10 protein-coding genes are annotated in these 14,543 nt (G+C 33.5%); 2 read left to right on the top strand and 8 right to left on the bottom strand.

Annotated elements, in window-relative coordinates; genetic code table 11:
- Positions 1-341: 341 nt before the first annotated feature.
- The 4 genes from asnB (ACVEGE_RS11690) to ACVEGE_RS11675 all read right to left on the bottom strand — a co-directional run bounded on the left by asnB (ACVEGE_RS11690) (position 342) and on the right by ACVEGE_RS11675 (position 6,262).
- Positions 342-1,949, bottom strand: coding sequence for an asparagine synthase B (asnB, locus tag ACVEGE_RS11690; RefSeq protein WP_192500073.1), 1,608 nt, complete (start codon positions 1,947-1,949; stop codon positions 342-344).
- A gap of 194 nt (positions 1,950-2,143) precedes the next feature.
- Entirely contained in the window at positions 2,144-3,769 is a 1,626-nt protein-coding gene (locus ACVEGE_RS11685; protein ID WP_173856629.1) for an amidohydrolase, read from the bottom strand.
- Positions 3,770-3,932: 163 nt separating this feature from the next.
- Complete coding sequence (gene asnB, locus ACVEGE_RS11680; protein ID WP_192500074.1) at positions 3,933-5,609, bottom strand: asparagine synthase B; 1,677 nt, start codon at positions 5,607-5,609, stop codon at positions 3,933-3,935.
- A 203-nt stretch (positions 5,610-5,812) separates the two neighbouring features.
- The gene (locus tag ACVEGE_RS11675; protein ID WP_192500075.1) at positions 5,813-6,262 is read right to left on the bottom strand and encodes a hypothetical protein; all 450 of its coding nucleotides are present in this window, start codon (positions 6,260-6,262) and stop codon (positions 5,813-5,815) included.
- Positions 6,263-6,444: 182 nt separating this feature from the next.
- Between ACVEGE_RS11675 and ACVEGE_RS11670 the strand changes: the two genes are divergently transcribed.
- A complete protein-coding gene (locus ACVEGE_RS11670) occupies positions 6,445-6,990 on the top strand; it encodes a DUF2911 domain-containing protein (protein ID WP_173854636.1) in 546 nt (181 codons plus the stop codon).
- A gap of 88 nt (positions 6,991-7,078) precedes the next feature.
- On the opposite strand, the gene ACVEGE_RS11665 is transcribed toward ACVEGE_RS11670, so the two are convergent.
- The 3 genes from ACVEGE_RS11665 to ACVEGE_RS11655 form a co-directional block, all read right to left on the bottom strand.
- Positions 7,079-8,830 carry a TonB-dependent receptor gene (locus ACVEGE_RS11665; protein ID WP_192500076.1) on the bottom strand — a complete coding sequence of 584 codons (1,752 nt, stop codon included), beginning with the start codon at positions 8,828-8,830 and terminating at the stop codon, positions 7,079-7,081.
- A gap of 106 nt (positions 8,831-8,936) precedes the next feature.
- The gene (locus ACVEGE_RS11660) at positions 8,937-9,803 is read right to left on the bottom strand and encodes a PhzF family phenazine biosynthesis protein (RefSeq protein ID WP_192500077.1); all 867 of its coding nucleotides are present in this window, start codon (positions 9,801-9,803) and stop codon (positions 8,937-8,939) included.
- A gap of 28 nt (positions 9,804-9,831) precedes the next feature.
- Positions 9,832-12,846 carry a tetratricopeptide repeat protein gene (locus ACVEGE_RS11655; protein ID WP_192500078.1) on the bottom strand — a complete coding sequence of 1,005 codons (3,015 nt, stop codon included), beginning with the start codon at positions 12,844-12,846 and terminating at the stop codon, positions 9,832-9,834.
- Between the two features lie 240 nt (positions 12,847-13,086).
- On the opposite strand from ACVEGE_RS11655, the gene ACVEGE_RS11650 reads away from it, so the two are divergent.
- The gene (locus tag ACVEGE_RS11650) at positions 13,087-13,770 is read left to right on the top strand and encodes a cell division ATP-binding protein FtsE (RefSeq protein ID WP_192500079.1); all 684 of its coding nucleotides are present in this window, start codon (positions 13,087-13,089) and stop codon (positions 13,768-13,770) included.
- A gap of 16 nt (positions 13,771-13,786) precedes the next feature.
- Here the strand turns inward: ACVEGE_RS11650 and ACVEGE_RS11645 are convergent, their stop codons facing one another.
- A complete protein-coding gene (locus ACVEGE_RS11645) occupies positions 13,787-14,515 on the bottom strand; it encodes a class I SAM-dependent methyltransferase (RefSeq protein WP_192500080.1) in 729 nt (242 codons plus the stop codon).
- Positions 14,516-14,543 lie beyond the last annotated feature (28 nt).

Raw genomic sequence — 14,543 nt, 5'->3', positions numbered from 1 at the left:
TGCTTTTGAATTATTTTAAGAAGCAATAGCCTTAAAGGTTGTTATGACAATAAATAATTTGCATTTATAAACCAAACTCTTCCACTTGAGATTCCTAGTGGAATTAAAAATCTGGAATTGTATAACCGATTAATGTATAGGAGTATTTTTATGCCTCTTATAAAACTAAAACAACCTTTTTAGCCCTGATCATAGCGGCATCCTTTGTGTTTTTTCTTTAAAAACACAAAGATATAGCGTAGAGCAGGACGACTGTTTCTTAAAAGTATAAATCGTCCTGCTACTAAACCCATAAAAATCAAGAAGGCTTAGTGCTATAAGATATTTTTTAAAATTAAATTTTAATCCAACTTGGCCATTTGAAAGCCTGGTTTTAAATGGGCATCATTTGCTCTTCCGCTTGGATCTAGGTTTTCTTGCCATTTCGGGATCCATTTTCTTACTGTTTGAGCAGCGCTTAATTGAGGATAATGTTTTTGAAAAATAGAACGGTACAAATAGGCCTCTTTTGTAGTTGGGGAATTGTATGGAAATTCGGTTACTGCTCCTTCTAATTGCGCATCAGAAACTTGTGTTGCGCAATAATCGATCAACTGATCAATCCAGTTGTACCCCACTCCATCAGAGAACTGCTCCTTTTGTCTCCATAAAACCTCATCAGGCAAATAAGGATCGTTTGGGGTATCAAATGCTTTCCTTAAGATATACTTTTCTTTTCCTTCGTAATTTTTAGGCTGTTTTTCATGTGGCTTGATGCGTACTGCAACATTTAAAAATTCTTTATCTAAAAATGGAACTCTTGCTTCTAAACCGTGTGACATTGTGGATTTATCTGCGCGAAGTAAATCAGCAGTGAATAATTTTTGTACTCTCTCGATCGTTTCTTTTTGAAACTCTTCGGCATTAGGTGCGTTTCTAAAATACAAATAACCCCCAAAAATCTCATCGGCACCTTCTCCTGACAACACTACTTTTACTCCTGTGTCTGTTATTTTTTTTGAAAGGAAATACATTGGCACACTTGCTCGTACTGAGGTTACATCGTAGGTTTCTATTTGCCAAATTAATTGGTCTAATATTGCTACCCCTTCTTCTACAGAAAAATAAACTTCGTGATGCTCTGCTCCCAAAAAATCAGCTACTTTTTTTGCAGCCACAACATCAGGCGCATTAGCATCTAAACCAATTGAAAACGAATGTAACTTTTGACCTTTTGCTTTAAGCAAACGAGAAGCGATTGAAGAGGTTAAAGAAGAATCTAATCCTCCTGAAAGCAATACACCAATAGGTACATCAGCCATTAATCTTTTACTTGTCGCTTCAGTAAGCGTATTGCGAATCAATTCTAAATCTAAATCTTGATCTGCCTTAGCGTAATATTCATATTCTGGTTTGTAATATTTTACAAATCCAGTTTTTGCAGTATAATAATGTCCCGGAGGAAAAGTCGAAAATGTTTTGCACTGGTCCGCTATTGCTTTCATCTCTGACGAAAAATAAATCCGCCCCCTTTCATCAAGACCATAATACAACGGTTTTACTCCTAGTGGATCTCTCGCCGCCATATAATCATCTCCGTCGATCACTACAAAAGCAAAATCACCATCTATTTTATCACAGAAATCGTAACCAAATTCTTCATACAAATGCACGATAACTTCTGAATCAGATTTGGTTCTAAAAGTGTGCTCTTTTAATAGTCCATTTCTAAGTTCTTCATGGTTATATACTTCTCCATTATGAACCATATATGCTGTAGCCGTACCCTGGATAGGTTGTTTACCTGAATGTAAATCGACTATAGAAAGGCGTTCATGACTTAAGAAATGTCCTTTTTCAGTCATGTACAAATCATTTTCATCAGGTCCGCGATGTGCCATTCTTTTAGAAAGCTCCCTCACTAACTGCTCCTCTTTTCCTTTACCGATAATAGCTAATATTCCGCACATAATTATTGATTTTATTTATTCACTTCCTTTTGTACTGCAAATATGCAATATCAGTTACATTCTTAAAACGAGAAACTACTTTTTAATTATAAAATATTCGAAAAAGTTATTTTAAACTTTTAATATGAAACACAATACAACCTAAGCAGTTTTAGTTTATTACTTTTTTTCAATGATACGCTTATCGTTTTCTATTATTTTACTTTAGCCCCTTTTAAATAAGTACTTGAAGGTTTCACATCTAGAATTTCGCTTTCTCTTATTTTCATAATGTCTTTATCGAAAATAACAAAGTCAGCCCACTTGCCTACTTCTAAACTTCCTTTTTCTTTTTCCTCAAAATTAGAATAAGCCGCCCAAATTGTCATGCCTCGTAATGTTTCTTCTCGCGTTAACGCATTCTCCATTTGGAAACCGCCACGAGGATATCCTTTACTATCTTTTCTAGCCACTGCAGCATGAAAAGTAAGCATTGGGTTTACTTGCTCTACCGGAAAATCAGTTCCTAGAGCAACCATACCCGCTTTTTTTAATAATTTTTTATAGGCATACGCATTTTTTAATCTTTCTTTTCCTAAACGATCACCAGCCCAATACATATCTGAGGTTGCATGTGTGGGTTGGATAGAAGGAATAATTCCCGTCTTGAAGTAATCAAAATCTTGCTCCCTTAATATTTGCGCATGTTCTATTTTCCACCTACGGTCTTTTTTCCCTGCTAAAGCTTCGGTATAAATTTTTAATAGAACGGTATTTGCAGAATCACCGATAGCGTGAGAGTTTAATTGAAATTCAGACTTTGCTATTTGTTGCGCGACTGACTTTAAATGCTCCGGAGATGATAATAAAGCGCCAAATTGTTTTGGCATATCTGAGTATTCTTTGTGTAAACAAGCACCACGCGAACCCAAAGCTCCGTCACCATACATTTTAAAAGAACGAACATCTAAATTATCGGTTTTGTAAATGCCTTTTTTTAGATACAAATCAATATTTTTTTGACTGGCAGTAACCATTGCGTAAATATTTAACCGCAAGGCTTTTGCTTGTTGTAAACTATCCATTAAATTAATAACATCAGGATCTAATCCCGCATCATTTATAGTGGTTAACCCATAATCAAACATTACTTTCTCAGCATCTAATAAAGCGGCAATTTGTGTCTTTCTACTTGGTTTTGGAATAATCTTAAAAACTAATTCCATAGGGTTATCTACTAAAATCCCTGTTGGTTCTCCGTTCTTAACTTCTATTTGACCACCAACAGCTTTTGTGTCTTTTGTTATTCCAGCTAAAGCCAAAACTTTACTGTTAACAATAATCGCATGACCATCTACTCTATTTAAAACAACAGGAGTATTAGGGAAATATTTATCGAGAATCTCTTTTGAAGGGTATTCTTTTACCTTCCAGTCATTTTGATCCCAACCATTACCAACAATGAAAGCCACTTTTTTAGTCTTTTGAAACTCTTGAATACGGCTAATAATTTCGTCCATACTTTTTGTATCCCGTAAATCGACTTCTTGCAAACTTAGCCCGTAACCATAAAAATGACAATGCGCATCAATCAAACCAGGATAAATAAATTTACCGTCAGCGTCTACTGTAGTGTCTGATTTATAATTATCTGTAATTTCCTTGTCAGATCCTATGGCTATAATTTTTCCGTCGCTAACCGCAATAGCAGTTGCTTGGCCAAAATCTTTATCAACTTTATAAATAGTAGCCTCTGTTATGATCAAGTCAACAGTTGTCTTATTTTTCTTAAGACAAGAAGTTAGCAACAGCAAGCTAAAAAATAACATATAACGTTTCATGGTGTCTCTTTTTTTTATAGGCTAATATAAAAAAGAAGTACAATAAAAAAAAACAGTGGTCTCTATTTATGTCCATTCTTGTCTATGACGCAAAAAAACAGACAAAAGCATAAAAAAAAAGCCCTCCAAAATGGAGAGCGTTAAATTTTAAAAATACTTATTTTTATGCTTTTGAATAAGCTGAATCATGCACATTTGCAACTGCTCTTCCTGATGGATCGTTCATGTTTTTGAAAGCTTCATCCCATTCAAGGGCAATTTTAGTACTACAAGCAACACTCGCTTCTTGAGGTACACATAAGGCTGCAGCATCACTAGGATAATGTTCTGCAAAAATTGAGCGGTAATAATACTCTTCTTTAGACGTTGGCGTTTGTAACGGAAACTTATACTTAGCGTTTGCTAACTGCTCATCAGTAACCTCAACAGCAACAACTTCTTTTAATTTATCAATCCATCCGTACCCTACTCCATCACTAAATTGTTCCTTTTGCCTCCAAGCAATACTCTCTGGTAACATATCTTCAAAGGCTTTACGAACTACCCATTTTTCCATTTTGCGTTCCCCAGTAATCATTTTATCTTGTGGGTTTACTCGCATCGCTACATCCATAAATTCTTTATCTAAAAATGGCACACGCCCTTCAATTCCCCAAGCAGCTAAACTCTTGTTTGCTCTTAAACAATCGTACATGTGTAATTTACTTAATTTACGTACTGTTTCCTCGTGAAATTCTCTTGCGTTTGGTGCTTTGTGGAAATACAAATACCCTCCAAATAACTCATCAGCACCTTCGCCAGACAATACCATTTTTATCCCCATTGATTTAATTACTCGCGCCATTAACCACATAGGTGTTGATGCTCTAATGGTAGTTACATCATATGTTTCTAAGTTGTAGATTACGTCTTTAACGGCATCTAAACCTTCTTGAATTGTAAATTTAATTTCGTGGTGAATGGTCCCAATGTGATCCGCTACTTTTTGTGCAGCGGCTAAATCAGGAGATCCTTCTAAACCTACAGAAAATGAATGTAACTGTGGGTACCAAGCATCTGCTGTATCTCCTGACTCTATACGTTTTTGCGCATATTTTTTGGCTACAGCCGAAGTAATAGATGAATCTAATCCTCCAGATAGTAATACTCCGTAAGGCACATCACTCATTAATTGTCTATGAACTGCAGCTTCTAGCGCAACTTTGATTTCGTCAATACTGGTTACGTTATCTTTTACAGCGTCAAACTCTGTCCATTCTCTTTTATACCATTGTACAAATTCGCCATCTTTACTAGTCATGTAATGCCCTGGAGGAAATAATTGGATTTTTGTGCAATGTCCTTCTAACGCTTTTAACTCAGAGGCTACATAAAAAGTTCCATGCTGATCCCAACCTATGTATAACGGAATGATTCCCATATGATCACGAGCGATAAAATATTCGTCTTTTTCGACATCATAAATCGCGAATCCAAAAATTCCGTTCATTTCATCTACAAAATGAGGTCCTTTTTCTTTATAAAGTGCTAAAATAACTTCGCAGTCACTTTCTGTTTGAAAGTTATATTTTCCTTCAAATTGTTTGCGTAGTTTTCTGTGGTTGTAGATTTCACCATTTGCAGCCAAAACAAACCTACCGTCTTCGCTAAATAATGGTTGCTTTCCAGAAGCGGGGTCAACAATTGCTAAACGCTCATGAGACATAATAGCTTTTTCATTACTGTAGATTCCGCTCCAGTCTGGTCCACGGTGACGGATTGTTTTAGACATTTCTAATACTTGAGGTCTTAAAACTTCTGCTTTTTGTTTTAGGTCAAAGGCACATACTATTCCACACATAACGATATATTTTTAAATATTTTTCTTTTATTTGATAAAGCAAAGATGCAATAACAGTTATAATTCAAAAACACTAACCTTATTTATAGTTACAAATTGAAACATAAAACACCTATTTAAGCTAAATATGAAATAAAACCAGCTTTCAATTAACCTAAAAGTTTAAAACCACAATAATCTTACTTTCATAATGCAACCAAAAGCTACATTATCTCTTCTATAGTGTAAGTTGTTGTATTTATTTCAAAAGTAAAACCTACTACATTACCCATTAGTTTATTTCCTAAAGGAGATTGTGGCGAAAGTGCGATTACATTAGTACCGTCAATATTAATTTTTGGCAAAGCCAAAGAAAGGTATAAAAAAATTCCGTTAGCCTTTACAAGACTCCCTACAATAATAATTTCAGTAACTTTAGTTGGATCGACTTTATCAAGAACTGCTTTTTGAGTTAACACTTCTTTAAGTTTAGTATTAAGCTTTTCTTGTTCAAGATGCATCATAGACAAAGCCGTCTCGTGTTTATCACCAGCCGAACCTTTAGCATCATTTTTAGAATCTTCGGTAAGAGCAGTTATCATGTCCCTAAACACATCTATTCTATCTTGAACTAGCTGTGTATAGTACTCATATATTTTTTGTTTAAAAGTCATTTTGTTGTAACTATTTAAGAATAAAAGCCATGTAAAAAACCTTTTTACTACGCTTAAAAGCAGCCAAAGTTAGGGTATTAAATTAAGGCATAAATAGAATATTTTCTAAATTTTAACATCCTTTGTGATTATTTTCAATACACAATCAATAATTTTAGCCTCTTAATAAATTAATCATAATTATGAAAAAATCTACAATCATTGCTACAATGGCATTTAGCCTTACTGTGCTTTTTGCTTCAAACGCAACAGCGCAAAAATTTCCAGACTTAGATAAAAGTCCGATGGATGTTGCAGCTTACCCTAATGACTACAAAGATGCGGCTAAATTAGCTAAAGTTACTTACAGTAGACCTCAACTTAAAGGACGCAGTTTAGACGAACTAGCTCCTGCAGGAAAAGTATGGAGAACTGGCGCAAATGAAGCGGCAGAAATCACACTTTACAAAGACATGAAACTAGGAGAGACTAAAATTAAAGCAGGTACGTATACATTATATGCTATTCCTGAAAAAGACAATTATACTATAATTATCAGTAAAGACTTGAATGTTTGGGGTTCTTACTTCTACAAAGAAGCCAATGATGTTGCTAGATTAAAAGTTCCAGTAACAGAAGCTAAAGAATCACTAGAGTCATTTGGTATGGTTTTCACCAAAGCAGATAATGGTATCGTTCTAAACTTAGGATGGGACAAAGTAAGAGTTGCTGTTCCCTTTACAGAATAATTCTATTTCTAGAGTTAGCGTATATAAAAAATGGCTTCCTAAGTTTAGGAAGCCATTTTTTTATGCAATCGTTTTGGCTTAAGCCAAATTAAAAATCAAACTTATAATTTGCTCCTACCATCACTTGGAATCCCTGAACTTGGTAATTTAACCATTTTTCGTATGACTGATTAGCGATGTTATTTAGTCTTAAAAAACCAGTTAAACGGTCACTGTATTTATATCCTACATGTGCATTTGCATCAAAATAGCTTCCTAAACTAATTGGTGCTGAATTAGTAGTTGAAAACAAAAGATTAGTTTGCATGTCCTTACGTTCCCCTACATAAAAAACGGTTGCTCCTGCATACCATTTTGGAGTAATATTTACTTCAAGATTAGAGTTTACTTTTACTTGAGGAAGGTTCCAAGCTTCTTGTTGTATGTCATTAGTGTAACTACTAAAAGTTCCGCTGATTCCAAAAGAAACATTCTCAGAGAAGGCTGCTTTTAAATCTCCAGAAAAACTCACTGTTCTCATATCATCATAAACGACACTTAAAGAGTTTCCAAAAGCGTAAGGCTCATTAGTACTTGTTTCACTGTAATCATAGCTTCTATACAACGCTTTGTTTCTTTCATTTTTAAACGATCCACGAATATTATAACTTACGTTATTAGTAATCTTTCCTTTTAAACCCGCAAAAATATCATATTGTTTGTCTGTAGGTCTAATATCTAAAGTAGGAGATACAAACGGATTTTCATTAGCTAAATCACTGTAGGTATTTTGTTGTAAATCCCCTTCTGCTCCAGCGTAAAAAATCATTAAATCTCCAACCACTTTATACGATGCATTAATTTGAGGATAAACAAATAACTTGTTTTTACTATTTTCGTTATCCATACTAAAAAACACTGCTGCACCTATATTTAATGTCCAATCGTCTTTTAACATTACAAAACTTGGTGCAATTCCTAAGTTAGTATAACCATATTTAACAGCAGCTGTGTTCGTGTAATTTTTTTCGAAATTACCACCTACATAATCTACAATAATATTTGTTTTTATAAATTCATCCATGACATCAAACTGAACCGTAGGCTTTACATAGAACCTGTTTTCTACCGACCCAAAAGAATCTGCAAAGTGATTGAATTTCAAGGTAGCCTGACTTAAAATCCCCTCAGAAAAAGCAATTTTACCTCCTGCATTAAATGCATTGAAAGCATGTTGTGGCTCCATAGAACGTATTAAACTAGAGCGATCATCAGCTGTAATCGTGCTTCCAAAATCAGCAGGTAGTCCATACCAATTATAAATTTGATTTTGATATCCTAAATCAACATTCCAAGACATGTCTTTATTATTGACACCATAGCTCAAGTCAATTCCAGTGTCGTAGTATTTATCATCTAATTCTACATTACTGATTCCGCCTTGAGACGAAAGATGACGAAACATCCCTGAAACATAATCGTTGTTACCCAGTTCTTGGTTTACAAAAAGTTCCCCATTTACTGTACCGTAATTCCCAAAACCAAGTGTAGCATAGTTATTATATAAATGTTGACGCTTAGTACGCTCTACTCCTTCAGCTTTACCTTTAGAAGGTGTAAATGTAGAAGCAACAGGAAAAGAAAATATTGAATATTTTACATTCTCTTTTTTAGCATTTCCTTCATCATCAAGAACAGGCGTTTCTGGAACTTTAAATGCATCCGAAATAGTTGGCGTGTAAGGCTTAACAACATTCACAACTTCTGACCCAATACCCGCTCCCGTTTTTTGAGCAAAAGAAAATTGGAAAGCGATTAAAAATAGTGTTAAGGCAACCTTATTTTGAAAATTGAAATTCATATTATTTTTATTTATTTTTTAATGTAAAAGTCGATTAGTAAGAAGTACTCTTATTTTAATCTTGCCTTATTACATTCTCTTATTTACTATTGAATATTTATCTTTATTAATCTACGTACCATTCTCCTTGAGCAACAAATTGTGTTTTACCACCTATTTTTATATCATAATGTCCCTCTTTTACTTTTCCGTCAAAATAAATCTGAGAGGGTCTGTTGATACTTGCTCCTTGATTATTCACTATTTTGATTTCATTAGTAAGGTACTTTAAAAGAAACGCTTGTAAACAAGTACTCGCGCTTCCAGTTGCTGCATCTTCTATAAGCTGGTTGTTTTCTATACACAGCATTCTGCTATTTAAAATCCCTTCTTCTAAACTAAAAAAATACAATGCCTTGTGCTGTGTTTTACATTTTGCATTAAGCCATTGCGCTGTTTTATCTACATCTAGCTTCACCGCTTGTAAAGCTTCAACACTCTTTAACGGAACAATTACAAATGCACTACCTGTTGTTACTTCCTGAACCTCAAAACGCTCATCAAAATCCGTGATACTTACAGTACTAAAAGAAGCAAAATCCTCTTTCATAAAAACATCTAAAAATTCAGGTTGCGCTGCTTTCAACCATAAAAGTTCATTTGACTCATTAACCGGAATCACACCTATAGGAACAGTTATATTTAACGAAACCGATTTATGTTTGACTATTTTATTCATCACTATCCAAGAGGTCCCTATAATAGGATGTCCTGCAAATTGCATTTCGCTTGCTGGCGTAAAAATCCTTATAGTAGCTGTGTTATTTTCAGCATCTACGGCTGTTATAAAAGTACTCTCGGCAAAATTAATCTCTCGTGTAATTTCTTGCATCTGAGTCGTTGTTAAATCCTGAGCATTTAAAAAAACAGCCAATTGATTCCCTGCATATTTCTTCTTGGTAAAAACATCAACTATATAAAAAGGAAGCGTCATTTTTAACTAATTTTAATTATATACAATACTATTTTACTACAGAGGAATTTGTTTTTGACTCTTCCGTTTTAATCATATTCAATTCTTTTTGCGCTTCAGTGACAACATCAGGATAATCCGTAAAGTTTTTAATTACATTGTCTAAAATGTAAGTTGCTTGAAAACTATCTTTTAATCCATAGAAGTTTTTTGCCATTACTACCAATCCTTTTGCTCCAAAATAGCGGTAGCTTGAATAACTCTTAGCTAATTTTTGAACTGCAGTATTAGAGTTTTCAAATTTGCCATCTTGATTTTTAAAATAAGCATCATAATATAATGCCTCTGCCGCTAACTCTCCTTTTGCAATGGTTAGCAGTTTTGCATATCCTGCCCTTGCTTTTACCTCATCACCAGTTTGAATGGCAGAACGTGCAATAATAATTTGCGCATCACTTTTTACATTATCATCTATTTTTGGACTATTCAACACCTTATCTGCGTAGGTTACTGAATTAGCGTAGTCTTTTTTATCATAATAACACTTCATTAAATTAGACTGTGCAAAAACTTTATTCTGTGCATAATCAGCTTCATTTTCTAAACGTACTAAAACCGGAATTGCTTTTGCTTTTTCGTTATTATCTAATAAAATTTGAGATAATCTCGCTAATGATTGTTCCGTAAATTCACTTCTAGGCTCATTAATTACATATTGATAATTGGCTATAGCCTTATCCTTTTGTCCCTCTGAGAAGTAGGCTTGCGCTAAATAAAAATTTGCTTTAAGCGAATGGATTCCGCGTGGAAAGCTCGAAATATAAGAAGCAAATCCAGAAATTGCTTGCTTGTAATTGTTTTGCTCAAATTGCTTCACCGCAGATTCGTAAGTATCATTATCTAAATCAGCATCACTTACGGCAACAAAATCTAATGTTCGTACCCAACTTGCATATTCATCTACTCTACCCCCATCAACATAAATTAATCGTGCTGTAGAAACTGCTTCTAGAGCCTCAGGTGTTTTTGGAAATTCGGCCGCTACTTTTTTAAACTTTGTTAAAGCAGGTTCGTTTTTATCTGAATTATAATAAATTAATCCTTGACGCAAAATTGATTTTGCTGTATAAGTTCCGTTTTTATTTTCAGCAATTAACCTATCAAAAGTTTTTAAAGCTAAATCCTGTTTATCGCTCGCTACATACGTATTTGCTAATTCATACATAGCATCATCGCGGTAGTTTGACTTAGGATACATTTGTAAAAATGAATTAAGTTCTACGATTTTAGTATCATTACGAGCAACAAAACCATAGCAAATCGCTTTTTGGTAATAAGCATAATCAGCATCTACTCCTTTAAACTCAATCACTTTATTATAAGCATCCATTGCTGGCCAATATTTTGAAGTAACAAAACGACAATCGGCTAAACGCAAATACGCATCACTTAATCGCTCTGAATCTAATTTACCTCCATCAATTTGTTTTTGAAAATAAGTCGCCGCTTGATCGTAATCTTTTAATTTAAAATAAGCATAAGCAATATTGTAGTTGCAGTTTTTATATTCTGGTGTGGCAGCCGCATTTGCAGCACCTATAAACTGCTTGTAGCTCAAAACTGCATTTTTGTAATCTTGAGTAACATATTCCGTTTCTCCTTTCCAGAAGATAGCTCTCGTAGCAAATGTTGCATCCATTTGTCCATCTAGCGAACTCTTGAACATTTTAGCCGCCTCGGTATAATTTCTATCTGAATACAATTCTAGCCCTCTATAAAAAGTTACTTTTTGGTACGTTAATTTATTCTCAGGACTTTTATTTTTTTCTAATAACACTAAAGCCTCTTTGTAGTTTTTAGAGGAAATATAAGAATCTATCAACAACTTCTCTATCGCAGCACGATTAGCATTAGCTGGATATTTCTTGATGAATCCTAGTAATATCTCAGGGACTGTTTGGTAAGAGTTTCCAATTTCATAACTTAATTTAGCATAATTTAAACTCGCATCTTCTTGAATTGACAAATCAAACTCCATTTCTGAAGCGTTCTTAAAAGCATTTAATGCTTGTTGTTTTTTATCTAAATTCAAATAACTTTCTCCTAAATGGTAATACGCATTTTGAGCTACAAAGTCATTTCCGTTAATGATTTTATTAAATTGAGAAACTGCATTTTCATAATCTTTTTGCATATAATACGCATACCCCAATTGGTAAAAATCAGTATTATTCCACCTTCCTTTTTTTCCTTTATATTGTGCTAAATAGGGTATGGCTTTATCGTATTGCTTTAGATTAAAATAGCTTTCCCCAATAATTTTATTTAATTCTGATTTTTCAATAGCATTTGATTTTGCCATTGCTTTTCCTCCTAAATCAATTGCTTTCTGAAAGCTTCCTAATTTAAAATTCATATCAGCCTGATAATACGAGAGTTTTTCTTTATATTTTTCTTCACCAGAAACTTCATCAAAATAACGCGTTGCTTCTTTATAATCATCGCCTTCATAGGCCATAAAACCTAAATAATATTTAGCTTGAGAACCAAATTCTTTTGAGTTAAGTACTTTATTGAAATAGGTTGTAGCTTCTTTTTTATTTTTAGAATTAAAGAACGCATATCCTTTTTGGAAATTAAAACTATCCCTATCCGAAGTACTCAATTGGCTTTCATCCACTTTTTCGAACCATTGCAATGATTTAGGATAATTCCCTTGTTCGAAATAAAAATGAGCTACTTCAATAAAAGCTTGATTACTTTTTGCACTTGTAGGATAGTCTTCTACAAACTTTTCCATTAACACATCAGCATTTGACTGGTTCATTCTAATGGCACAATTAGCATCGTAATAGGCACAATCAGACTTTACACCTTCATCAGTAGTGGCATCTTTTACTTTATCAAACAGGATTTGTGCCGAAGCATATTGCTGATCTTTAAATAAATAAACTGCTTTATTAAAGTCTTTTAATTCGTAAGTATATATTGTTGATTTTTGAGCTGAAGCAGATAAAGAACCTGCTAAAAAAATCGAATAGTAGAGCCAAGAAAATTTACGCATTTTTAATATGATTTTTTTAATATTCAAATATATTATAATCTAATGGGTATAACGAAAGTCTTTTGGTTTTTATTATGAAATTAAAAGAAGAATTGTGATTTAAACAGCCTCGTTTTTGCTATTTCTTAAAAAAAGAGCGCTTCCTGAAAATGAGATTTGAAACTATTGTTTTTATTGATGAAATTTATTTTGAATACATCCGTTAACTTATTACTTTTACCACTTAAACAAATGCTAATTATGTCTCAAGCTGTACTGTCTTTAAAAAACGCATCCATTTACCAAGAGGATAGAGTGATTTTATCTAATATTAATTTGGAGGTAAACCATGGTGAATTTTTATACATCATTGGAAAAACAGGATCTGGAAAAAGTAGTTTAATGAAAACGCTTTATGCTGACATGCCACTTACTGAAGGTGAAGGACATATTGTAGAATTTGATTTAGGTTCTTTGAAAGAAAATGACATTCCGTTTTTACGCAGAAAAATCGGAATCGTATTTCAAGACTTCAAATTATTACCAGACCGTTCTATAAAAGACAACATGCTTTTTGTCCTTAAAGCAACTGGATGGAATGATAAAAATGAAATGGATCGTAAAATTGATGAAGTTTTAGATAAAGTAGGTATGAAAGCTTATTCTAATAAAATGCCTCACCAAATTTCAGGTGGTGAGCAACAGCGTGTAGCCATTGCTAGAGCTTTGCTTAATGACCCTGAATTAATCCTTGCTGATGAACCTACCGGTAACTTAGACCCACAAACGAGTACGGAGGTAATTGAAGTTTTAAGAAATATCAATGCTAACGGTAAAACAGTAATTATGGCAACACATGATTATGCTTTATTGATGAAATACCCGTCTAAAACATTGAAATGTGAAGACACTAAAATCTTTGAAGTAGTTCAAAGAACGGTATAATTTTACTATTAGAAAGCTAAACCTTTTTTTTACTAAATACTAAAATATCTTGAAAATCTAAAAGCGACTCTGTTCCTCTATGTGACCAAGTGCCGTATATTTTTTTATCTAATTCTAAATCACTTTTTTGTAACATTTCAAAAAGGCTTTCTTCTTTAAATGCAATATTTGCAGACGGAACCTTCTTGCTCATCAACCTAAAGCCATCTTTATTATAAGGAAAACAAAAGCCTTGCTTGTGTTTTGAGATTTTACATTCAATTTCATCATCATAAATAAAAAACGTCGATAAGCATTTCCCTGCTGGTTTTAGCACCCTACTAATCTCATTCAAATAATTCTGAACTTCCATGGGTTGCATGTGAGTAAATACCGAGAATAGAAACACAGTATCAAAAGAATTATCCTCATAGGGAAATATAAAATTTTCGGCTTTTTGGTTTGTGATACTATACAAGTCATTACTTAGAGGAATGTATCTGAAATTAAAATTAGTATATTTTGTAGCTATATTCCTTTCACACCAAACAATTCCTTTTTTAACTAAATCGAAACCTTCGTACTTACTATTTTCTCCTAAATAGCTTGTGAGAGGAAGTGCTGCTCTACCAATGCCGCAACCAATATCTAGTACGGAATGATCTGGTTTTAAATTAGCATATTCAATTAAAAGTTTAACGTGATAATTCCCTTGTTTAATAAAATCACCGGAACCTATAAAAATATCTCCTTTATTTGGTATCAATTTGTTTCGTCGGCCAACAATCAATTCG

It is taken from the genome of Flavobacterium sp. PL002, assembly GCF_054165825.1.
The sequence above is the reverse complement of the archived record's forward strand: the minus strand, read 5'-3'. Positions and strand labels throughout refer to the sequence as shown.

What these genes read in the sequence shown, in the direction of transcription:
- asnB (WP_192500073.1), bottom strand. Translation starts at nt 1,949, where the DNA reads ATGTGCGGAATATTAGCTATTATCGGTAAAGGAAAAGAGGAGCAGTTA.
- ACVEGE_RS11685 (WP_173856629.1), bottom strand. Translation starts at nt 3,769, where the DNA reads ATGAAACGTTATATGTTATTTTTTAGCTTGCTGTTGCTAACTTCTTGT.
- asnB (WP_192500074.1), bottom strand. Translation starts at nt 5,609, where the DNA reads ATGTGTGGAATAGTATGTGCCTTTGACCTAAAACAAAAAGCAGAAGTT.
- ACVEGE_RS11675 (WP_192500075.1), bottom strand. Translation starts at nt 6,262, where the DNA reads ATGACTTTTAAACAAAAAATATATGAGTACTATACACAGCTAGTTCAA.
- ACVEGE_RS11670 (WP_173854636.1), top strand. Translation starts at nt 6,445, where the DNA reads ATGAAAAAATCTACAATCATTGCTACAATGGCATTTAGCCTTACTGTG.
- ACVEGE_RS11665 (WP_192500076.1), bottom strand. Translation starts at nt 8,830, where the DNA reads ATGAATTTCAATTTTCAAAATAAGGTTGCCTTAACACTATTTTTAATC.
- ACVEGE_RS11660 (WP_192500077.1), bottom strand. Translation starts at nt 9,803, where the DNA reads ATGACGCTTCCTTTTTATATAGTTGATGTTTTTACCAAGAAGAAATAT.
- ACVEGE_RS11655 (WP_192500078.1), bottom strand. Translation starts at nt 12,846, where the DNA reads ATGCGTAAATTTTCTTGGCTCTACTATTCGATTTTTTTAGCAGGTTCT.
- ACVEGE_RS11650 (WP_192500079.1), top strand. Translation starts at nt 13,087, where the DNA reads ATGTCTCAAGCTGTACTGTCTTTAAAAAACGCATCCATTTACCAAGAG.